16 protein-coding genes are annotated in these 21150 nt (G+C 68.6%); 3 read left to right on the top strand and 13 right to left on the bottom strand.

The features are described 5' to 3' along the window. Positions 1 to 7 precede the first annotated feature (7 nt). The 12 genes from GFK26_RS05135 to GFK26_RS05080 form a co-directional block, all read right to left on the bottom strand. Complete coding sequence (locus tag GFK26_RS05135; protein WP_153281060.1) at positions 8 to 736, bottom strand: ABC transporter ATP-binding protein; 729 nt, start codon at positions 734 to 736, stop codon at positions 8 to 10. Next, complete coding sequence (locus tag GFK26_RS05130; protein WP_099794679.1) at positions 733 to 1488, bottom strand: ABC transporter ATP-binding protein; 756 nt, start codon at positions 1486 to 1488, stop codon at positions 733 to 735. Before GFK26_RS05130 ends, GFK26_RS05135 begins: the two co-directional genes overlap by 4 nt. Further along, entirely contained in the window at positions 1485 to 2474 is a 990-nt protein-coding gene (locus GFK26_RS05125; protein WP_153281059.1) for a branched-chain amino acid ABC transporter permease, read from the bottom strand. The genes GFK26_RS05130 and GFK26_RS05125 overlap by 4 nt, the downstream gene beginning before the upstream one ends. Beyond that, positions 2471 to 3391, bottom strand: coding sequence for a branched-chain amino acid ABC transporter permease (locus GFK26_RS05120; RefSeq protein WP_153281058.1), 921 nt, complete (start codon positions 3389 to 3391; stop codon positions 2471 to 2473). The genes GFK26_RS05125 and GFK26_RS05120 overlap by 4 nt, the downstream gene beginning before the upstream one ends. A 16-nt stretch (positions 3392 to 3407) precedes the next feature. Beyond that, positions 3408 to 4613, bottom strand: a complete 1206-nt coding sequence (locus tag GFK26_RS05115) for an ABC transporter substrate-binding protein (protein ID WP_153281057.1) — start codon at positions 4611 to 4613, stop codon at positions 3408 to 3410. Positions 4614 to 4844: 231 nt separating this feature from the next. Continuing rightward, positions 4845 to 5084: a F0F1 ATP synthase subunit C gene (gene atpE / locus GFK26_RS05110; RefSeq protein WP_099794683.1), complete on the bottom strand. Its 240-nt coding sequence runs from the start codon at positions 5082 to 5084 to the stop codon at positions 4845 to 4847. A gap of 144 nt (positions 5085 to 5228) precedes the next feature. Then, positions 5229 to 9950, bottom strand: coding sequence for an Ig-like domain-containing protein (locus tag GFK26_RS05105; protein ID WP_153281056.1), 4722 nt, complete (start codon positions 9948 to 9950; stop codon positions 5229 to 5231). Between the two features lie 213 nt (positions 9951 to 10163). Beyond that, positions 10164 to 11015 (bottom strand): class I fructose-bisphosphate aldolase, encoded by an 852-nt coding sequence (locus tag GFK26_RS05100; RefSeq protein ID WP_101493382.1) that lies wholly within the window; start codon positions 11013 to 11015, stop codon positions 10164 to 10166. Positions 11016 to 11068: 53 nt separating this feature from the next. Further along, a complete protein-coding gene (locus tag GFK26_RS05095) occupies positions 11069 to 12055 on the bottom strand; it encodes an aldo/keto reductase (protein WP_153285857.1) in 987 nt (328 codons plus the stop codon). 17 nt (positions 12056 to 12072) lie between these two features. Next, positions 12073 to 13119 (bottom strand): ABC transporter permease, encoded by a 1047-nt coding sequence (locus GFK26_RS05090; RefSeq protein WP_153281055.1) that lies wholly within the window; start codon positions 13117 to 13119, stop codon positions 12073 to 12075. Further along, complete coding sequence (locus tag GFK26_RS05085; protein WP_153281054.1) at positions 13116 to 14651, bottom strand: sugar ABC transporter ATP-binding protein; 1536 nt, start codon at positions 14649 to 14651, stop codon at positions 13116 to 13118. The genes GFK26_RS05090 and GFK26_RS05085 overlap by 4 nt, the downstream gene beginning before the upstream one ends. Next, a complete protein-coding gene (locus GFK26_RS05080; RefSeq protein ID WP_153281053.1) occupies positions 14648 to 15694 on the bottom strand; it encodes a substrate-binding domain-containing protein in 1047 nt (348 codons plus the stop codon). Before GFK26_RS05080 ends, GFK26_RS05085 begins: the two co-directional genes overlap by 4 nt. Before the next feature lie 180 nt (positions 15695 to 15874). Here GFK26_RS05080 and GFK26_RS05075 point away from each other — a divergent pair, with 180 nt between their 5' ends. From GFK26_RS05075 to GFK26_RS05065, 3 genes are read left to right on the top strand one after another with little or no spacing between them, the layout of a single operon-like run. Next, entirely contained in the window at positions 15875 to 17362 is a 1488-nt protein-coding gene (locus tag GFK26_RS05075) for an FGGY family carbohydrate kinase (RefSeq protein ID WP_153281052.1), read from the top strand. Beyond that, positions 17359 to 19128, top strand: coding sequence for a glycerol-3-phosphate dehydrogenase/oxidase (locus tag GFK26_RS05070; protein WP_153281051.1), 1770 nt, complete (start codon positions 17359 to 17361; stop codon positions 19126 to 19128). Before GFK26_RS05075 ends, GFK26_RS05070 begins: the two co-directional genes overlap by 4 nt. A 1-nt stretch (position 19129) precedes the next feature. Next, positions 19130 to 19900, top strand: coding sequence for a GntR family transcriptional regulator (locus tag GFK26_RS05065; RefSeq protein ID WP_194274030.1), 771 nt, complete (start codon positions 19130 to 19132; stop codon positions 19898 to 19900). Positions 19901 to 19933: 33 nt separating this feature from the next. On the opposite strand, the gene GFK26_RS05060 is transcribed toward GFK26_RS05065, so the two are convergent. Beyond that, positions 19934 to 21049 (bottom strand): lytic polysaccharide monooxygenase, encoded by a 1116-nt coding sequence (locus tag GFK26_RS05060; RefSeq protein WP_194274029.1) that lies wholly within the window; start codon positions 21047 to 21049, stop codon positions 19934 to 19936. Positions 21050 to 21150 lie beyond the last annotated feature (101 nt).

Below are 21150 nucleotides of genomic sequence, written 5' to 3'. Positions count from 1 at the left end.
CCCGCGTTCAGACGCCCAGGTAGCGCGCCCACAGCGACCGGTCGGCGTCGAGCGCGGCCGAGTCGCCCTGCCACACCACGCGGCCGCGCTCGAGGATCATGTGGCGGTCGGCCAGCGGCAGCAGGCGCTGCACGTACTTGTCGACCACGAGGATCGCTTCGCCTTCCGACTTGAGCGTCGCGATGCAGTGCCAGATCTCCTCGCGGATCACCGGGGCCAGGCCTTCGGTGGCTTCGTCGAGGATCAGCAGGCGCGGGTGCGTCGACAGCGCGCGGGCAATGGCCAGCATCTGCTGCTCGCCGCCCGAGAGCTGGTTGCCCGCGTTGGCCTTGCGTTCCGAAAGGCGCGGAAAGAGCTTGTAGAGCGCCTCGACGGTCCAGCGCGGCGCGCTGCCGGGACGGGGCCGTGCGAAGGCGCGCAGGTGCTCGTCCACGCTGAGGTTGGGGAACACATGGCGCCCCTCGGGCACGATGGCCATGCCGCGCCGCGCGATGGCGTCGGGCCGGTGGCCGCCGATGGCCGCGCCACAGAACTGCACGCCGCCGCGCATCGGTGCGATCGTGCCGGTCAGCACCTTCAGCAGCGTGCTCTTGCCCATGCCGTTGCGGCCCAGCAGCGCCATCACTTCGCCGGCACCGACGCGCACGTCGATGCCGAACAGCACCTGGCTGGCGCCGTAGCCGGCTTCGATGGCGGTGGCCTCGAGCAGGGCGGTTTTCGTGGTCGTCGTGCTCATGCGTGTCCTTCCGCTTCGGTGCCGAGGTACACGGCCTGTACGTCGGGGTGGCCCCGCACTTCGTCGGCCGTGCCGCTCATCAACACCTTGCCCTGCACCAGCACCGTGAGGCGGTTGGCGAGACGGAACACGGCGTCCATGTCGTGCTCGATGAGCAGGATGGCCATCGATTCACGCAGCGATTCGATGAGGTCGACCATGCGCGCCGACTCGTCGGGGCCCATGCCGGCCATCGGCTCGTCGAGCAGCAGCAGCTTGGGTTCGGCGGCCAGCGCCAGTGCCACGTCGAGCGCCCGCTGCGCGCCGTGCGGCAGCGTGCCCGCGATGCGGTGGCGTTCGCTGCCCAGGCCCACGCGGTCGGCCAGTGCAATGGCACGGTCGACCAGCGCGCGTTCGTTGGCACGCGGCGCGAGAAAACGCAGGCTGCTGCCCGCATGGGCCTGCGCCGCGAGCATCAGGTTGTCGTGCACCGTTTCTTTGGCGAACACGCGCGTCACCTGGAAGCAGCGCGACATGCCGGCGGCCACGCGCTGGTGGTCCTTGTAGGCCGTGATGTCCTGCCCGTCGAGCATCAGCCGGCCCGCGTCGGCCTCCAGCAGGCCGGTGATGAGGTTCACCAGCGTGGTCTTGCCCGCGCCGTTGGGACCGATGAGCGCATGCACTTCGCCGCGCTCTACCGTGAGGTTCACATGGTCGGTCGCCAGCAAGCCGCCGAAGCGCTTGACCAACCCTTCGATTCTGAAAAGGCTCATGGCTTGGCGCTCCCTGCGGCAGTTGCAGCGGAGGCCGCTGCTGCTGCGACCGTGCGGCGTTTCGTGGACAGTGCGGCGAGGCCGCGCGGGGCCCAGAGGGCGACGGCGATCAGCAGCAGGCCCAGCGGCATGTGCCAGTGTTCGGTGTGCTGCTTGAGCACTTCCTCGAGCACCAGCCAGACCACGGCGCCCACCGGCCCGCCCCAGCTGCGGCCGAGGCCGCCGATGACGACCATCACCACCAGCGTGGCCGACTGCGTCCAGTGCATGGTCGCGGGGCTCACGAAGCCGTTGCCGCCGGCCAGCAGCGCGCCGGCCAGACCGGCGATCGCGCCTGCAATGGCGAAGCCGACCAGTTGCAGCCGGAACACCGGGTAGCCCAGCGCGCGCATGCGCGTCTCGTTGTCGCGGATGCCCATCAGCGCATGGCCGAAGCGCGCCTGCGTGGCGCGGTGCAGCCACCACAGTGCGAGCGCGACCACCGCGAGCACCACCCAGTAGAAGGTAGCTTCGTTGCCCAGGTCGAGGCCCGGCAGCAGCGTGGGGCGCGACATGAGCGTGTAGCCGTCGTCGCCGCCGTACTTGCGCAGCGACACGACGACGAAGTACAGCATCTGCGCAAAAGCCAGCGTGGTCATGATGAAGTACACGCCGCGCGTGCGCAGCGCCACCGTGCCGATCAGCGCGGCGACCACGCCGGCCACCAGCGCGGCCATCGGCCACAGGATCCAGGCCGACATCACGCCGGCGTCGCTGAGCGCCACCACCGTGTAGGCGCCCATGCCGATGAAGCCCGCATGCCCGAGCGCCACCATGCCGCCGAAGCCGAGGATGAAGTTCAGGCTCGCAGCGGCCAGCGCGACGATCAGCACGCGCCGCACGAAGCCGATGTAGAAGTCGAGCCCGAACAGCGGCGCGACCAGCGGAAAGGCCGCGAGCGCCACGAGGAGCAGCCCGAGGCCGAAGGTGCGTGACGAGAATTTCATGATCGGGCCGAGAAGAGGCCGGAGGGCCGGAAGATCAAGACGACGACCATGAGCGCGTACATCGCGACCTCGGCGAACAGCGGCCCCAGGTCGGCCGCCGTGGCGGGCGGCAGCGTGGCGCGCAGCAGCATCGGCACGAAGGCGCGGCCGATGGTGTCGACCACGCCGACCAGCAGCGCGGCCACGAAGGCACCGCGCACCGAGCCGATGCCGCCGATCACCAGCACCACCAGCGCCGGGATCAGGATGGCTTCGCCCATGCCCACCTGCACCGCGACGATCGGGCCCATGAGCGCGCCGGCCAGTGCGGCCAGCGCCGCGCCGAGCAGGAACACGCCGTTGAAGATGCGGCCCACGCGCACGCCCATCAGCTCGGCCATCGGCCGGTCGGACGCACCCGCGCGCACCCGCATGCCGATGCGCGTGTGGTTCACGAGCACGTACAGCGCCAGCGCCATCAGCACGCCGCCCGCGAGGATCACGAGGCGGTACGAAGGGTAGGGCAGGCCGTCCATCAACTCGACCGGGCCCGAGAGCGCGGCCGGCGTGGGCGCCATGATGGGCGAGGGGCCCCAGATCATCTTGACGATGTCGTCGGCCACCAAAATCACGCCGAAGGTGGCGAGCACCTGCGCCAGGTGGTCGCGCTTGTAGAGGCGGCGCATCAGCAGCACCTCGATCAGCAGCGCCACCACCACGGTGACGAGCACCGCGACCACGATGGCGGCGGCGAACGAGCCGGTGCGCGTGTGCGCCTCGGCCGCCACGTAGGCGCCGGCCATGAACAGCGAGCCGTGCGCGAGGTTCAGCACGTCCATGATGCCGAACACCAGCGTGAGGCCCGCCGCCAGAAGAAAGAGCATCAGGCCGTAGCCGATGCCGTTGAGCAATTGCTCGAGGACGAGGATGCCGCTCATGGAAAAACGAGCCGCATCACTTCATGGAGCACTTGCTGGCGTAGCTGTCGCCGTAGTTCGTGAGAACCGTGTTGATCAGCTTGTTCGTCACCTTGCCTTGCGCGTCCTTGCCGATCACGCGCAGGTAGAAGTTCTCGATGGGGAAGTGGTTGTTCGCGTACTTGAAGGTGCCGCGCGTCGAGGCGTAGTTGGCCTTCTTCAGGGCAGCGACCACGGCGTCGCGGTTCTGCGCATTGCCGCCCGATTGCTTCACGGCGGCGTCCATCGCGAGGATCGCGTCATAGGCCTGCGCGGCGTACACCGACGGGTAGCGGCCGTTGTATTCCTTGCGGAACGCAGCCACGAAGGCCTTGTTGGCGGCGTTGTCCAGGTCGTGCGCCCAGTGCGAGGTGTTGAACAGGCCGAGCATGGGCTCGCCCACGGCGCCGATCACGTCTTCGTCGGCCGAGAAGCCGCTGGTGACGAGCGTGATGTCCTTCGACAGGCCCGCGCCCACGAACTGCTTGATGAAGTTGATGCCCATCGCGCCGGGCAGGAAGAAGTAAATGGAGTCGGGCTTGGCCGCGCGCAGCTGCGCGAGTTCGGCGGCGTAGTCGATCTGGCCCAGCTTGGTGTACAGCTCGTCGGCCACCTGGCCCTTGAACTGGCGCTTGAAGCCGCCGAGCGCATCCTTGCCGGCCGGGTAGTTGGGGGCGATGAGCACGATCTTCTTGAATGCGCGGTCTTGTGCGAACTTGCCGGCGGCCTCGTGGAACTGGTCGTTCTGGTAGGCGGTGCCGAAGAAGTAGGGGCTGCACTGCGCACCGGCGAACTGGCTCGGGCCGGCGTTGGCCGACAGGTACGGCACCTTGGCGTTGAACAGCGTCGGGCCCACGGCCAGCGCCACGTTGGAGCCGATGGGGCCGCTGAAGATGTCGATCTTGTCGCGCTGGATCATGCGGTCGACCAGCTGCTTGGCCTGGTCGGGGCTGCCGGCCATGTCGGCCTGCACGAACTCCACGTCCTGCCCGCCGAGCTTGCCGCCCAGCTGCTTGATGCCGAGCGCAAAGCCGTCGCGTGCCTCGGCGCCCAGGGCCGCGAAAGGCCCCGAAATATCAAGGGCCAAACCGACCTTCACCGGCGCGGCGATGGCCGACACCGAGGCGCCGAGGGCAGCGCCGCACAGCAGCAGCGAGAGCAGGGTGCGCGGCAGCGCGGGCGATTTCAGGAACGTGGGGCGCATCGGGTTCTCCGGCAAGGGAAGGGTTGAGACAACTGAACTGTTGATAGTTAAATACTTTAGCCGTAAACAATTCGGTGTCAACGGTACTAGCACGAATGGTGCCAGTGAACCGTGTCGCCTTCACTGCGCTGGTCCCTTCCAGGAACACCGCGGAACCGGCTTTGCCGGGCCGCTGGTGTTGCCCCCTGCAAGGGGTTGGCGTAGCGACACGAAGTGCGCGAAGACTGGGGGTTAGCCAAAAGGACTTGCCGTCGCGAACCAGAGGCCGATGCCCGTCGCGATGATGAAGGCCCCGTCGGTCACGCCGGCGACCAGGAAGAACTTGGTCTGCAGCGTGTCGACCAGCTCGGGCTGGCGCGTCGTGCCCTCCAGAAACTTCTGGCCCACCAGCGCGATGCCGAGGCACGAACCGAGTGCGGCGATGCCGATCAGCAGGGCAACGGCGAGCGGGAGGATGTTGAAGCCGGTCATGGTTTTTTCTCCTGGTTGATGAATCGATGGACCCACTGTTCCAGAACGGGTGCATCGAATCCATGACGCGGGAGGTCATGCGCCAGACGAAAAAAAGCCGGCCGTCGAAACGGCCGGCCTTGCGTCAGGCGCGATGCGGCGCGCTTACGGCAGCTGCGTCCAGTTCTGGTTGTTGCCGCCGTTGCAGGTCCAGGTGATCAGCGCCGTGTCCTGCGTGGTCGAGCCGTTCGGCACGTCCAGGCACGAACCCGAGGCCCGGTTGCGCAGCGTGCCGCCCACGAGGCTCCACTGCGCCGTGTTGCCCGTCGAGCAGGCCACCTGCACCACCGCCGCGTTCGTGGTCGCCGTGCCGTTCTGTGCCAGGCACAGGCCGCTGTGCTCGGCGATGAACTGCACGTAGCCGCCGGTGACGGGCGTCATCGTGAACTTCTCGTTGCCCGCGTTGCCGCACGGCCATTGCACGGCCGTCGCGCCGCTGGTGGTCGAGGCGGCCTTGATGTTCACGCACATCGTCGGGTTGAGGTCGGAGCGCAGCCGCGTGACGACCGCCGGGGCGGTGTCCTGCGAGCGCACGTACTCGCGCAGTGCCAGCACGTCGTTCGCCGGCAGGCTGGAGGCATTGCCGTGGCCGCCCGTGAGCAGGTCCTGCAGCGTGGCCGCCTGGCCGTTGTGGAAGAACGCGGTGGTGTTCCAGGTGCCCGACAGGGTCGGCGTGTCGAAGCCCACGCCCGCCAGCGGCTGGTTGCTGCCCTTGCCCGACGAGGCCTGGATCGTGCCCACGTCGTGCCGCAGGCCGTCGCGAGAGGTGGCACCCGTGTGGCAGGTGGCGCACTGGGCCGTGGTGAACACGGTCTGTCCGCGCACCGCGTCCACGCTCAGGCTGCCGTCCGCGGCGCGGGCCGGGCTGCGCATGTACTTGTTGAGCGAACCCAGGTACACGGCCAGGTCGTCCAGCTGCGCGTTCTTGCCGGCCTTCGGCGCACCCAGCGGGGCCTGCGTGGCGGTCCAGTCGGCGTTGCTCAGGAAGCCGGTGCCGCCGAACTCGTTGCGGATGTCGTTCTCGAAGTCCTGCACTTCGTCGAAGTTGGCCGTCCAGTGCAACTTGCCGTGGCTGGTGCCGCGCCGCCCCTGCAGGCTGATGGTGCGGCGCAGGCCTTCGCCGCGCTGGGTGAAGTCCCACACCATGCCGTCGTCGCCGCCGTCCGCGTGGCAGCTCGCGCAAGACATGTAGTTGTCCTTGCTCATGCGCCGGTCGGCTGCGTTGTAGAACACCTGCTTGCCGCGCAGCGCCGCGGCCGCCATCGGCTCCTGCGCCACGGTGGGCACGTTCTGCAGGAAGATCGCCGCGTTGGTCTCGGCCGACAGCACCTGCGCCACGTCATGCACCGACACCGAGCGCGCCAGGAAGTTGTTCACGAACAACCGCTTGCGCGCCGCGTCCAGGTACAGGCCGTGCGGGGCGCTGCTGGCGTTGATCTCGCCGCGCACCGCGCGGGTGTAGCTGTCGACGATGGCGACACGGTTGCCTTCCATCTGCGCCACGAACAGGTAGTCGCCGGCGGGCGAGTACAGCGCGGCGCGCGCGGGGGCGCGGTCGTCGAAGTCGATCTGCTCGGCGAACACCTCGGCGGCGCCCTGCAGGTTCACCTGCGACAGGATGGAACGCACCGTCTGGTCGTGCGGCAGGTCGGTGCCATCGCGGAAGCGGCCGCGCACGATGTTGTCCTTCTTCGAGGGCAGCACGGCACGCGAGCCGTCGGGCGAGATCACCACCTGGCTCAGGTAGTTGGCCACGCCGCGCGCACGGCTCTCGGTGTCGACGGTCGTGGTGTCCACCGGCAGCGGGATGGTCTGCAGCGCGGTCAGCGTCTGCAGGTTCACCTTGTGCAGCTGGCCACCCGTCATCTTCGACTTGAAGCGCGTGACGTAGGCCACCTGCGAGTCGGCGCTCACGGCGATGCCGCGCACGCCGCCTTCGAGTGCCAGCGCGCCGGTGGTGGTGCCGTTGCTCGGGTCGAAGCTCATGAGCACCGACTTGCTTTCGAGCGTGAGCAGGCCCTTGGCGCCGTTGGGCGTGAAGGCCACGCCGTAGGGGCCGCTGCCGTAGGCCAGCGGGATCGACACCGACTGCGAACCGTCGGCGGCGTTGAGCGCCACCAGCTTGTCCTCGCCCTGCACCGCGACCCAGATGCGGCCGTCGGGGCCGACGGCCAGCGTCTTGGCCTCGTCGCCGACGCGCACTTCCCAGAGCTTGGCGAGTGTCTGCGCGTCGATGGCGGCCACCGTGCCGCTGTCGGGGTTCACCGAGTACACGCGGCTCGCATCGCCCACGATGTTGGTCGTGTGCGTGGGCGCGGTCGCGGTGACCGGCGCGATGATGGTCACGTTGTAGGTGTAGTAGGTCTCGCGGCCGCTGCTGTCCTTCACCGTCAGGGTCACCGTGTAGTGGCCGGGTGTGGTGTAGGTGTAGCTGGTGTTCGGTACCGACGAGAAGGCCGTCTGCGTGCCGTTGCCGAAGTTCCAGCGGAACTGCACGCCGCTGGCGCCGAGCGTCGCGGGGTTGAAGGTCAACTGGCCGTTGACCAGCTTGGGCCCGCCGCCCAGGCCCGGGTCGCCGATGATGGCCTGCCCGCGCAGGGTGTCCACCTCGGTCTGGCCGAGCACGCGGCCGTACACGCGCACCTCGGCCAGCGTGCCCTTGAAGAGCGCGGTGTTGCCCTGGATCTGGCCCATGACCTGGAACTTGGTCGACAGGCCCTTGGTGCCGGTCGGCCCGGTCGACGTGGTCTTCACGCCGTCGACGTACACCGCCTGCGCGCCCGAAGCCGCGTCGCGCGTGAGCACGACGTGGTGCCAGTTGCCGTCGTTCACGACCGCCGTGGAGGTGGTGCCGCCGTCATTGCCCACCGAGAGCTTGATGCGCCCGCCGCTGTCCAGCCAGCCCCAGAACACGTCGTCGGTGCCGCCCGACTGGTCGCGCCCGAAGATGCCGGGCGCGGTCCACGAGTTGGCACTGCCGGCTTGCGTGGTCTTCATGTAGAAGCTCAGCGTGGCAGTGCCGCCCAGCGCGCTGGCCACGGTGTCGTTCTTCAGCGGCACACCCGCGGTGCGGTTCGCGAAGTTCAGGCCGATGCTCTCGAACGCGTCGCCGGTGGCGGGCGTGCCGTTGTTGGCGCCGATCTGGTCGCCCAGGTTGCCCGTCAGTGGCCAGTGGTGCATCAGGTTGATGTCGCTGGCGTTGCCGGTGTTGAAAGTGGAGCGGTAGTCGGCGCCGATGGCGTTGCCCGCATAGTCCTTCACGCCGTTGGCCGGCAGGAACACCTCATAGCTCGTGCCCGGCAGCAGCGGCTGCGCGGGATGGAAGTTGACGATGCCCAGCTGCACGCTGTAGGTGCCCGCCAGCGTGTTGCCGCCCACCGGGCGCACGATGAAGGTGTTGCTGTTCACGCTCTCCGGCCGGATGCTGTCGGTCATGCCCAGGCCGATGCGCGAGGTGAGGGCCTGCTGCTTCGCTCCGTTGGCAGGCGAGACCTGCTTCACTTCCGGCTTGGTGAGGTCGGGGTCCACCGAATGCACGACGAAGCCGCTGCCCGAGCCGTGGTCGTTGCCCACGAAGACGAGGTTGCCGAACATCGCGACCTGGCCGTTGTCCGAGTGCGAGTAGTTCGGGTCGTCCTCGCGCAGGATGCTGCCGCGGCCCACCTCCACGTGGTTGAGCGGGTTGCTCACGTCGACCTTGTGGATGCGGGTCTGCGCGCCTTGAATGACGTAGTTGTCCTGCGTGGCGCAGTACAGCTGTTCGTCGATGACGAGCCGGTTGTCTTCGGCCACGAAGCGCGAGCGGTCGCTCAGGTCGTAGCTGTACATCTTGGCGCCGCTGCCGCGCGCGGAGGTGTGCACGGTCTTGCCGTCGAAGCAGGTCGCGTAATAGAACGGCGTGGCGCCGGCGATCGAATCGAGCACCTTGGGGTTGAGCGGATCGGAGATGTCCAGACTCGCGAAACCGCCGTTGCTTTCCATCGCGGTCAGCACCATGTGGTTGCCCATGGTGAAGATCGGGCCGAGGCGGAAGCCGCCGAGTTCGCCCGTGGGCACCGGGTTGGGTTTGCCCGCGCCGCGGTTGGCGACCACCGCGTTCGCGGGGTCGGTCGCGTCGACGATGAACATGCCCCGTCCGGCCGAGGCCACGTACAGGTAGGGCGCCTGCCACCACAGCTGCCAGGCCACGTTCTCGTAGTCGCCGGCGTTGACGCCGGGCAGTGCCAGCTTCTTCACCTGCTTGATGTCGTTGATGTCGGTAAAGTCCCAGAACTCGACGCCGTTGATGCTGGGCAGCACCACATACGTCTTGCCGCCGATCTTCGCGGTGCCGAAGGAGTGCGTTTCGCGGAACTCCTTGGTGCGGCCCCCTGACGCGTCATCGGGCTCGTAGATCTTCTTCACGAGCTGGATCTGGCGCGGGTTCGACACGTCGTACAGCAGGAAGCCGCCGGGGCCGAGGCCGCTGTCCGGCGCGAAGGAGGTGAGGAAGTAGCCGTTGACCATGATGCCGGCGTTCATGCCGTAGTCCTTGCGGCCCGGGAACGTGGCGGGCACCTCGCGCGACTCGTAGGCGTCGCTGTGCGCCGGATCGAGCGGGTGGTTGGGGCTGGTGATCATCGACACCGGCTTGAACAGTTCCGCCGAGGTGTAGGTGAGGTTGCCCAGGCCCGGCCCCTGCAGCGGGAGCGGGTCGGCCACGACAGCGGCAGCCGCCGTGGCCATGTTGTTGAGGGTCGTCATCGGACTGACCCCGGTGATTGCCGCATGCGTCAGCAATGTGACGCACGGCACCAGGAACGCCATCAGGAAATACCGGATCTTCATCGTCGCCTCCAGGTTGTTTGAAGTTCGCAGGGAACCCTCTTGTCCTTGGTTCTCTCGAGTCACTCGGCTCTCTTGCAGGGAAAGCGCACGCGCAGGCGCGCCCCCGGCGGGCAACGCATGCGTTGTCCGCCGTCCAGCTTCTTCTTCTGTCTTGCTCTCCCGCTGGTTGGCGCCGGCGCCTTCCGCGTGGAAGGCGTCAGCGCCGGGGCGCTCTTATTTCACGCCGCCCGATTCGTAGATGGCCCAGGCCGCTTCGGCGCTGGCATCGTTGTGGATCATGGCCATCAGTGCGCTCACCACCGCCGAGGGGTTGGCGTGCTGGTAGACGTTGCGGCCGTACACCATGCCGACCGCGCCCTGGTCCATGAGCACGCGCGAACGCGCGAACACCTGCTGCAGGTCTTCGCGTCCGCCGCCGCGCACGAGCACGGGGCAGCGCGCGGCCTGCACCACGCGGTGGAAATCGGTGGCGTCGGTGGTGGGGTCGGCCTTGACGATGTCGGCGCCCATCTCGCGCGCCAGGCGCGTGAGCGTGACGATCTTTTCGGCGTCGCCGTCCACCATGTAGCGGCTGGTGGCCGTGGGCGCCTGCATCACCAGCGGCTCGATCATCAGCGGCATGCCGTAGCGGTCGCAGTCGGCGCGCACGCGGGCGATGTTCTGCACGCACTGGCGGAACAGGTCGGGCTCGTCGGGCAGCATGAACAGGTTGACGACCACGCAGGCCGCGTCCATCTGCACGGCCGGCAGCACCGGGTCGTCCTGGTTCTGCAGCACGGCCCACATCACGCGGTGGTGCACGGCGTTGTAGGGGTTGCCCATGTCCAGGCGCATCACCAGCGCGGGGCGCTCGCGGCCGGGGCGGTTCTGCAGCAGGTCGGACTGCCCGTAGTTGAGCTGGATCGCATCGGGCCGGGCGGCCACGAGCTTGTCGATCACGCCGGGCATGTCCTCCAGGCCGTCGAGGAAGGTGGGCTCGTTGCACACGCCGTGGTCGAGGGCGATGTCCAGGCAGCGGCCGTTGTGCAGCAGGCGGTTGAGCCGCGCGGTCTTGTCTTTCGACATGAAGGAAGAACTCCGTGGTGAGGAAAAAGGAAGGAAGGGAAAGGGCGCGCCGCTCAGGCGAGCGCGTCCAGGTGGCGCTTGGCCGCAGCGTCGATGAGCTGCAGCGCTTCGCCGTCGAGCACGACCGCACCGGCGCCGGCGTTTTCAATCGCCTGCTGGCGCACGCGCGCGCCGCACAGCGCCACCGAGACGGTGCCGCGTGCGATGGTCCAGGCGATCATCATCTGGCCGAACGAGCAGCCCAGGTGCGTGCGCAGCGGCTCCAGCGTGTCGAAGAAGGCCTTGAGCTTGGCGCGGTTGGCTTCGCTGAAGCGCGGGTTGGTGGCGCGCTGGTCGTCGCCCTTGAACTCGCGCGCGGGGTCGATGGGGCCGGCCAGCAGGCCCAGCGCCAGCGACGAGTAGCCCAGCACCGCCACGTTGTGCTCGGCGCACAGCGGCGCCAGCGTGGTCTCGATCCCGCGGTCGATGAGGCTGTAGAGCTCCTGCGCCGCATCGACCGGGCCGTGCGTCAGGTACTCCGAAAGAATCTCGGGCGTCGCGTTGCTCACGCCGATGGCGCGGATCTTTCCCTGCTTCTTGAGGGCCAGCAGCGCGTCCATGGTCTCGGCCACGGGCGTCGTGTGGTCCTGCCAGTGCGTGATGTACAGGTCGATGTAGTCGGTCTGCAGGCGCTTCAGGCTCTCTTCGCATTCATGAAAGATCGAGTCGCGCCCGAGGTAGCGGTACACCGGGTGGCCGTCTTCCTCGAAGAAGTGCGTGCCCTGCTGCGTGTGCCACACCAGGCCGCACTTGGTGGCGATCACGGCCTCGTGGCGACGGCCCTTGAGCGCGGTGCCGACGATGCTCTCGGAGCGGCCCAGGCCGTAGGCCGGTGCGGTGTCGATCAGGTTCACGCCCGCATCGAGCGAGGCCTGGATGGCGATCACGGCGGCTGCGTTGTCGCCGCCGCCCCACATCCATCCGCCCATGGCCCAGGTGCCCAGGCCGATGGCCGAGCTTTCGATGCCCGAGGGGCCCAGGGTGGTTTTCTTCATCTGCATCATCTGTGGTGTGCTGCTCATCGCTTGGTCTTTCGGGTGTTCAGGATGTGGTCGATGGTCACGGCCGCGAGCAGGATCAAGCCCTTGATCACGTCCTGCCAGTAAGGCGATACGTCGAGCAGGATCAGCGAGCTGGTCACCACCGACAGCAGGGCCAGGCCGAGCACGGCGCCGAGCACGGTGCCCGAGCCGCCTTTGAGGCTGGCGCCGCCGATCACGGCCGCGGCAATCACGTTGAGTTCCATGCCCATGCCGAAGGTCGGCGTGGCGGCGCCGAAGCGCGCCGTGTAGATCACGCCGGCCAGGCCCGCCGAGGCGGAGCACAGCACCGTGACCCAGAACTTCACGCGGCCCACGCGGATGCCGGCGTACAGCGCGGCCTTCTCGTTGCTGCCGGTGTAGAACACGCGGCGCAGCAGGGTCGAGCGGCGCAGCACGAAGTCGCTCACGATCACGATGGCCAGGAAGATCAAGATGACGGCCGGCACGCCGAACAGCGTGCCCTGGCCGATGAACTTGAACTCGGCCGGCAGCGAGAACAGCGACTGCGGCGTGCCCTGCGTGAGCGCCAGGCACAGGCCCCGCACGATCACCATGAAGGCCAGCGAGGCGATGAAGTGGTTCAGCCCGATGCGCGTGACGCAGCCGCCGATCATGGCGCCGATGAGGCCGCTGGCGCCAATGGCCACCAGGCTTGCGAGCCACGGGTCCATGCCCATGAGAAAGAGCTTGCCGGTCACCACCATCGCAAAGCACACCACCGAGCCCACCGACAGGTCGATGCCGCCGACGATGAGCAGGATGGTCATGCCCACCACCACGATGCCTTCGATGGAGAAGGACAGCAGCATCGCGCGCACGTTGTCCCAGGTGAGGAAGTAGGGCGATGCGAAGCTCATCGCGACGCACAGCGCCAGGATGATCAGCACCAGCCCGGCCTCGCGCATGCTCGTGAGCTTGTTGCTCTGCTTCACGGGGTCTCCTGTTCGGCGGGGTTGCAGGGAGCCGGCTGTGGCCGTGGCCGTGGCCGCAGCGCCTGCATCGATTCTGGTCGGAAAGTTCATGCCATTGCCTCTTCGGGTTCGCAAAGTCCGGAGGCCAGCCGCAGCAGGGCTTCCTCCGTCATCTCGTCATGGGCCAGTTCGCCCGCCAATCGCCCTTCGCGGATCACCAGTGCGCGGTCGCACAGGCCGATGATCTCGGGCAGTTCGGAAGAGATCACCACCACGCCCACGCCCTGGTCGGCCAGGTCGCGCAGGATGTGGTGAATCTCGGATTTCGCGCCCACGTCCACGCCGCGCGTGGGCTCGTCCATCAGCAGCACCGCGGGTTGCGTGGCCAGCAGCTTGGCGATCGCCACCTTCTGCTGGTTGCCGCCCGACAGGCTCGACACCTCGATCGCCACGCCGTCCGACTTCAGGTTGAGCTTGGCGCCCAGCTGCACCGCGAGCCGGTGCTCGGTCGCGCGCTGCAACAGGCCCCAGGCCGAGCTGACGCGGCGCAGCGCCATCGACGAGATGTTCTGCGCAATCGGCAGGTCGAGGAACACGCCCGCCTCCTTGCGGTCTTCGCTGAGGTAGGCGATGCCTTCGCGCAGCGCGTCGCTGTACTTGCGGATCGACAGCGTCTTGCCGTTGAGCCGCACCGCACCGCGCCGCGCGGGGCGCAGGCCGCACACGGTTTCGGCCAGCTCGCTGCGCCCGGCGCCCATCAACCCGGCAATGCCGAGGATCTCGCCACGCTTCAGCGTGAAGGAGATGCCGTGCACGCGGTCGTCGTCGGCGATGTTGTCGACTTCGAGCACAGGGCCGGCGTTCGCGTCGTCAGCCGCGGCGGATTGCTTGGGCGGGTAGTAGTTGCCCAGGTCGCGCCCGACCATGCGACGCACCAGCTCGTCGGGCGTCATGCCTTCGAGCGGGCCGCTGTGCACGTTGCGTCCGTCGCGCAGCACGGTGGCGCGGTCGCAGTGCGTGAAGATCTCGGCCATGCGATGGCTGATGTAGATGATGCCGATGCCCTGCGCCTTGAGGTCGTGCAGCACGCGGAAGAGCGCGGCCGATTCGTTGTCGGTGAGGGCGGCGGTGGGCTCGTCGAGGATGAGCACCTTGCAGTCCAGCGTGAGCGCCTTGGCGATCTCCACCAGCTGCTGGTTCGAAATGCTCAGGTCGCGCACGAGCGCGGCCGGGTCGATGTCCTGGCCCAGGCGCGCCAGCACCTTGGCGGCGCGCGTGTTCAAGGCGGAGAAGTTCATCCACGCCTGGTGGCCGGCGTTGATTTCCGGCATGAAGATGTTCTCGGCCACGGTGGCGTCGGCGCACAGGGCGATTTCCTGGTGCACCAGGCCGATGCCCAGGCGCATCGCGTGCGCGGGGCCGTCGATGACCACGGTGTTCCCGTGCAGCGCGATGGTGCCTTCGTCGGGCTGGTGGATGCCGTCGATGATGTTCATCAGCGTCGACTTCCCCGCGCCGTTCTCGCCGCACAGGGCGTGGATCTCGCCGGCCTGCAGCGAGAAGTCCACGCCCGAGAGGGCGCGCGAAGCGCCGAAGCGCTTCGCGATGCCGCGCAGTTCAAGCAATGCGGCAGGGGTGCTCACTCGCCGATTCCCTTGGTGCCACGGCGGGCGAGGTACTTGTCCCAGTAGAAGTCGTCGGCGTTGGCCTTGCTGACCACGGCCAGACCGTTGTCCAGGAAGGGCACGGCCATCGGGTTGGTGCCGTTGCGCTTGGCGTCGTTCATCGGATCGATGAGGCCCGGGTTCTTGGCCAGGAACAGCATCATCATGCCCATGTAGCCCTGCATGCCCTGGTTCGGGTTGATGGCACCGAACACGTCGCCCGACTTGATCATGTCCAGGATCTTGGCGTTGACGTCGCAGCACATCACCTTGATGTTCTTCTTGGTCTCGACCTTGGCCTGCGCCGCGCCGAGTGCCGAGTTGGCTTCGGGCATGAACAGCGCGCCCAGGTTCGGGTTGGCCTGCGCCAGGCTCAGCACGGCCTGATAGGCCTTGTTCGGGTCCTGGTTGCTGGCGGCGCGGCCGACCAGCTTCATGCCCGGGTGCTTGGCCTTCATGCGGTTCACGAACGCAGAAATGCGGCGGTCGTGGTTGTCCTGGCCCGGGTTCTCGAGCACGGCGTACTCGCCCTTGCCGTTGAGCGAAGCGGCGATGGCGTCGGCAGCCTGGTTGCCTTCGCGGTCGTTGTCGGAGGTGATGAACGAGGTGCGCTTGGAGTTCGGCGAGTCGGCCGCGAAGGTCACGACCGGGATGCCCATCGCGGCGGCGCGGTTGATGGGTTCGATGAACGGATCGGGGTTCATCGGGTGCAGCAGGATGCCGGCGGGCTTGCGCGCCAGTTCCTGTTCGAACGATGCGAGCTGCTTGTTCACGTCGTACTCCGGCGTGCCGGTGTAGCGGGTGCGAACGCCCAGCGTGCGGCCGAGCTGCTTCATCATTTCGTAGACCGGGAACCAGTACTCGACGCCCGAGACCATCACGTTCATCACGTAGACGTCGCTGGCATTGCCGCGCAGGCCGGTACCTGCCGCAGGGGCTGCGGCTTGCTGTTGCGCGAACGCGCTCGCACCGGCCAGGCCGATACCGGCAGCGGCCGCGGACTTCAGGAAATTACGCCTCATTCTTTGTCTCCTCACGTTGACTGGCAGAGCTTTCGGCCCGCCGTTGGGTGGCGAGCCTGTGGACCGTGGTGTCACGACAGTTGTTATGACAGGCTAGAATGTAATGGCGGGCCGTTTCTCCCGATAACTAGGGGAAACGCTACTGGTGACAGTCTTTTTTTCCGCCGAAGCTGTTATGACATGAAGACCAAAATACTGATCGGCATCGACATGGGCTCGAGCAGCCTGAAGGCGCTGGCCCTGGACGCGGGGAGCGGGCGCAGCCTGGCCGTGTCGCGCCTGCCGCTGCGGCATGCGCGGCTGCCCGGCGGCGGCTGCGAGGTGGGCGAGGCGGCGATTCGCGCGGGGCTGACCCACGTGCTCGGCGACGTGGCCCGCCAGCTCGGCCCGCGCGCCGCGGACGTGTGCGCCATCGGCTGCACCGGCCACGGCGCAGGCCTGTACGCCCTCGATGCCCAACACGAACTCGTCGGCGGCCGCGCCGTCGCCTCCACCGACCAGCGCGCCGATGCGCGCGCACTCGCCCTCTCGGCACGCCACGGCGACCGGCTGTTCGCGGACGTGGGCTGCCGCCCCTGGCCCGGGCAGCCCACCGTGATCGCGGCCGAACTGCTCGGCGCCGACGCCGTGCAGCGCGGCGAACTGCAGCGCCTGCTGTTCGCCAAGGACTACCTCGGCTTCCTGCTGACCGGTGAGATCGCCACCGACGCGAGCGACGCCAGCACCGCCGGCCTGCTCTCGCTGGCCACCGGCGACTGGTCGCCCCTCGCCTTCGAGGTCGCGGGCATCGACGGCCTCGGGCCGCGCGCCTTCGGCCCGCTGGTGCCCAGCGGCCAGACCATGGGCCGGCTGCGCGCGGCCGAAGCGGCGCTGTGCGGCCTGCCCGCGGGCATTCCGGTGGCGATGGGCGCCATCGACCTGCTCGCCTCGATGACCGCCATCGGCGCCGAAGACCGCGGCCGCGCCGTGTCGGTGCTGGGCACGTGGTGCGTCAACGCCGTCATCGGCCCGGTGACCGAGCCGCAGCCCCAGGTCGCGGCGCTCGTCAACTTCGGCCGCACGCGCGAGCGCCTGTACATGGAGAACAGCCCCTCGTCGATGGCCAACATCGCGTGGCTGGCCGGCGCGCTCGGGCTGCCCGATGCGCGCGCCGTGGTCGACCTGGCCATGGGCGTGCCGCTCGGTGCAAACGGGCTGCGCTTTCTGCCTTTCATCAATGGCGGAGGCGGCATCACGGCCGGCTTTGTCGGGCTCAAGAGCCACCACACGCCGGCCGACATGGCACGCGCCGTGGTCGATGCCGTGGCCGCGCTGCATGCGCGCCACACCGCGCGCCTCGCGTCGCAGGGCCTGCCGGTGTCGGCCTCCAGCGTGCTGGGCGGCGGTGCCAGCGATGCACGCCTGGTGCGCCTGCTCGCGGCGCTGCTGGGCCACCCGGTCGAGCGCTGCGCCGACGACGAAACCGGCGCGCGCGGCGCCGCCCTCTATGCAGCGATGTCGCAGGACCTTGACGACGCGGGGCCCGCCAGCCCGCTGCGCGCGCCCTGCGAACTCATCGAACCCGACGCGCGCGACGCGCGGGCCCATGCCGATTTCAACGCCGAATTCAACGAACTGATCGATCGCATGTCTCCTGTCTTTTCTCACCTCTCGGGCGGTGCGTCATGAGCGCCTGGCAACTGCCTTTCGTCCGTCCGGCCTCTCTTGAGGGCCGCCATTTTTCCACCGTGATCGTCGGTGCGGGCATCAACGGCGTGGGCGTGTTCCGCGACCTGTCGCTGCAGCGCGTCGATTGCCTCATCGTCGACAAGGGCGACTTCGGCGCCGGCGCCAGCAGCGCGCCCTCGCGCATGATCCACGGCGGCCTGCGCTACCTGGAAAACGGCAGCTTCTCGCTGGTGGCCGAGGCCACGCGCGAGCGCAACCTGCTGCTGCGCAACGCGCCGCACCTGGTGCAGCCGCTGAAGACCGTGGTGCCGCTGTCGAGCTTCTTCGGCGGGCTGCTGAGCAGCGCGCTCAAGTTCTTCGGGCGCACGCCGCCGCAGCGCACGCGCGGCCTGCTGGCCGTGGCCGCGGGCCTGCGCCTGTACGACCTGCTGGGCCGCCGCCAGCGCGTGATGCCGGGCCACCGCATCAGCCGCGTGCCGACCAACGACCGCCGCCTGTTCCGCGCCGCGATCCGCTGGACCGCCACCTTCTTCGACGCCTGGATCAGCCATCCCGAGTGGCTGATCCTCGAACTCATCGGCGACGCCTGCCGCGACCAGCCGCGCTCGGTGGCGTCCAACTACTGCCGCGTGACGGGCTGCGCGGGCAACATCCTCACGCTGCGCGACGAGATCACCGGTGCACTGGTGCGCGTCACGGCCGACACCGTGGTGAACGCCACCGGCGCCTGGCTCGACCGCAGCGCGGCCGTGCTCGGCGGCGCCGGCCCGCGCGTGATGGGCACCAAGGGCTCGCACCTCGTGCTCGACCACCCGGCGCTGCGCGATGCGCTCGACGGCCGCATGGCCTACTTCGAGGCGGTGGACGGGCGCGTGTGCATCGTCTATCCCTTCCTCGACCGCGTGCTGGTGGGCTCCACCGACATCCCGGTGGAAGACCCCGACCAGATCGTCACCGAGCCGGCCGAGATCGACTACCTGATCGACGTGCTGCGCGAGGTGTTCCCGAACATGGCCTTCGACCGCAACCATGTGATCTACACCTACGTCGGCGTGCGCCCGCTGGCGCGCTCCGACGCCGACAAGCCGGGCCAGATCTCGCGTGACCACTCGGTGGTGGTCGACCCGCCGAGCGCCACGCGCGACGTGCCCATCGTCGGCCTCGTGGGCGGCAAATGGACCACCTTCCGCGCGCTCGCCGAAGAAGCCACCGACCACGTGCTGCGCCACCTGGGCCGTTCGCGCACCGCCTCGACCGAGTCGCTGCCCATCGGCGGCGGCGCCGAGCTGCCGGCCGACGCGGCCGCCACCGAGCGCTTCATCGACAAGATGACCGCAGGCTCGGGCCTGGGCCGCGCGCGCGCGCTGGGCCTGCTGCGCCGCTACGGCTCGAAGGCGCTGCCGCTGGCGCAGCGCCTCGCGGCCTCGGGCGACACGCCGTTGCGCCATGCGCCCGGGTACTCGGCGGCCGAACTCTCGTATCTGTGCATGGAGACCGGCGTCGTGCACCTGGACGACCTCGTGATCCGCCGCACGCTGCTGGCCATCCGCGGGCTGATCACCGACGACGCGCTCGCCGAAATCGCCGGCGTGGCCGCCGAAGCCCTCGGCTGGGACCCGGCCCGCGCGCACGAAGAGCTGCGCACCTGCGCCGCCGCACTGCGCGAGCGCCACGGCGTGCGCCTGCAACCGGTGGCGGCCAACGAGCCGGCGCCTTCCGCTTTCGATGCATCATTGATGGCCAGCCCCGTCCTCGGCCCGACCTAACGTGACCCTCACCACCGCCTCCGACAACACCGTGTCGACCACCTCGCTCGACCGCAACTCCGAATCGCCGCTGTGGGCGCAGTTCCGCGACGCCATCCGGCTGCAGATCCTGCAGGGCGTGCTGCCCATCGGCGCCAAGCTGCCGTCCGAGGCCGAGCTGGGCGAGCAGTTCGGCATCTCGCGCATCGTGGTGCGCGAGGCGCTGGCCGACCTGGTGCGCAACAACCTCATCTACAAGATCAAGGGCCGCGGCGCCTTCGTGTCGGCGCGCGAACGCGACGAAGATTTTGTCTCCACCGTGCTGGGCTTTTCCGACGAGATGGAGCGCAAGGGCCGCTCGGTGCGCACGCAGATCCTCGTGCAGGAACTGCGCGCCGCCACCGCACAAGAGGCCGCCGCGTTGGGCCTCACCGAAGACGCGCAAGTGGTCGGCCTCAAGCGCCTGCGCAGTGTCGACGGCGAGCTGCGGTTGCTGGTCGAGACAGCGGTGCCGGCCGACTTCGCGCCGGGCCTGCACCGCATGCGGCTGGACGACCGTTCGCTGTACGACGTGCTGCGCCGCCAGTACGGCGTGCGGCTGGTGCGCGCCGAACGCTGGATCGACGCCGTGCTGCCCGACGCCGAGACCTGTCGCCTGCTCGACCTGCCGCAGCCCGAGCCGCTGCTGCGCATCGAATCGATCGCCTACGGTGCCAACGGCCGGCCGCTGGAGCACTACCGCGCGCTGCACCGCTGCAAGACCAGCCGCCTGCACGTGCAGACGACGACCTGAGCGCGCGACAGCGCGGTCATCACAAGCCAGTGATCACTGGCGCTTCCACAGCACGTTGATCACCGAGGGCGCGTCCGGGTACCAGCCCGCGCCGACCAGGGCCTGGTGGCCTTGCAGGCACACGTAGTTGCCGCCCTTGTGCGAGACCACCTGGCCGGTCTTGTAGTGCGCACCTTCGGTCCATTCGGGGCCGCCGGGCGGCGTGACCGGTGGCGTGGGCGGCAGCGCAATGTCGACGACGTGGCTCACGCCCGACGTCTCGGTGAGCGCATAGACCTGCAGCACGGTCGCCTGGGACGGCACCGTCACGCTGCCGCCTTGCAGGTTGCCCACGCGCACATACGCCGAGCGGCCGTTGACCAGCGTGGCGAGCTGGCCGAGCCAGGTGTCACGCGCGCCGTTGGCGCCGGTGATCGCGAGGGTATGACCTTCGAGGTCCGCGCCGTCCCGACCGAACACGCGCAGCTTCGCGCTCGCGTTGGCCGGCAGGTTCTGGGTGGCATTCACCTGGCCGATGTGGTGCAGCGGCGTCGGTGCCACGGGCGGTGTGATGCCGCCGCCGCCGAAGTTCACGTCGGAGCAGCTGTAGAAAGCCTCCTGGCTGTCCGAGCGCTGCCAGGCCGCGTAGAGCACGTGCGGCCCGGTGCGATGGGGCAGGCGCAGCTTCATCAGGTAGCGGTTCGGTGTGGGGGTCGCCACCTGGTCCCCGCCGATCGTGCTGACCAACTCGACATCCGACCATTGCAGCGGTTGGGTGCCGGGCTTCCAGCCTTCGCGCGTGAGATAGAACTTCCAGTCGAGCGTGCGATGCGGCGCGGTCGCGTGGTAGCGGAACTCGTAGCTGCCGTCGGTGGATGGCGACCAGGTGGTGGCCTGCCAATCGGGGCGCGCCAGGTCGAAGCCCTTGAACTTGCTCTGGCCGCCGGCGCACATCTGGCCACTCGGCACCACCGCCTGATGGTTGCCGCCGGCCGCTCCCTGGTTCACGCCGTTCCAGTCGTAGATCGCCTGTTCACCGCCGTAAGCGATGGCCGCCTGGCAGGCCGGTTGGGCCCGGTTCTGGTAGCAGCTGTACTGGCGCGAGATGGGGTACTCCGGCGCGCCGTGGCCATAGGCCAGCGGCGCGAAGAAGCTGGCAGCAGCGGCCATGCCGCACGTCGTTTTCCAGGAAATTCCAAATGCCATTTCGATCCTTAATGAGATTCAGTTGCAATAAAAAGCAGCCGAATTCTAGGAATCGAAGACGCTCG

The sequence above is a fragment of the Variovorax paradoxus genome (assembly GCF_009498455.1).
GTDB lineage: Bacteria > Pseudomonadota > Gammaproteobacteria > Burkholderiales > Burkholderiaceae_C > Variovorax > Variovorax paradoxus_H.
Note: the sequence above shows the minus strand (reverse complement) of the source record. Positions and strands in the feature narration are given on the sequence as shown.

Coding starts and splice junctions, on each gene's coding strand:
- GFK26_RS05135 (WP_153281060.1), bottom strand. CDS start 736: ATGAGCACGACGACCACGAAAACCGCCCTGCTCGAGGCCACCGCCATC.
- GFK26_RS05115 (WP_153281057.1), bottom strand. CDS start 4,613: ATGCGCCCCACGTTCCTGAAATCGCCCGCGCTGCCGCGCACCCTGCTC.
- GFK26_RS05095 (WP_153285857.1), bottom strand. CDS start 12,055: ATGCAGATGAAGAAAACCACCCTGGGCCCCTCGGGCATCGAAAGCTCG.
- GFK26_RS05070 (WP_153281051.1), top strand. CDS start 17,359: ATGAGCGCCTGGCAACTGCCTTTCGTCCGTCCGGCCTCTCTTGAGGGC.
- GFK26_RS05100 (WP_101493382.1), bottom strand. CDS start 11,015: ATGTCGAAAGACAAGACCGCGCGGCTCAACCGCCTGCTGCACAACGGC.
- GFK26_RS05130 (WP_099794679.1), bottom strand. CDS start 1,488: ATGAGCCTTTTCAGAATCGAAGGGTTGGTCAAGCGCTTCGGCGGCTTG.
- GFK26_RS05060 (WP_194274029.1), bottom strand. CDS start 21,049: ATGGCCGCTGCTGCCAGCTTCTTCGCGCCGCTGGCCTATGGCCACGGC.
- GFK26_RS05125 (WP_153281059.1), bottom strand. CDS start 2,474: ATGAAATTCTCGTCACGCACCTTCGGCCTCGGGCTGCTCCTCGTGGCG.
- GFK26_RS05090 (WP_153281055.1), bottom strand. CDS start 13,119: ATGAACTTTCCGACCAGAATCGATGCAGGCGCTGCGGCCACGGCCACG.
- GFK26_RS05120 (WP_153281058.1), bottom strand. CDS start 3,391: ATGAGCGGCATCCTCGTCCTCGAGCAATTGCTCAACGGCATCGGCTAC.
- atpE (WP_099794683.1), bottom strand. CDS start 5,084: ATGACCGGCTTCAACATCCTCCCGCTCGCCGTTGCCCTGCTGATCGGC.
- GFK26_RS05080 (WP_153281053.1), bottom strand. CDS start 15,694: ATGAGGCGTAATTTCCTGAAGTCCGCGGCCGCTGCCGGTATCGGCCTG.
- GFK26_RS05075 (WP_153281052.1), top strand. CDS start 15,875: ATGAAGACCAAAATACTGATCGGCATCGACATGGGCTCGAGCAGCCTG.
- GFK26_RS05105 (WP_153281056.1), bottom strand. CDS start 9,950: ATGAAGATCCGGTATTTCCTGATGGCGTTCCTGGTGCCGTGCGTCACA.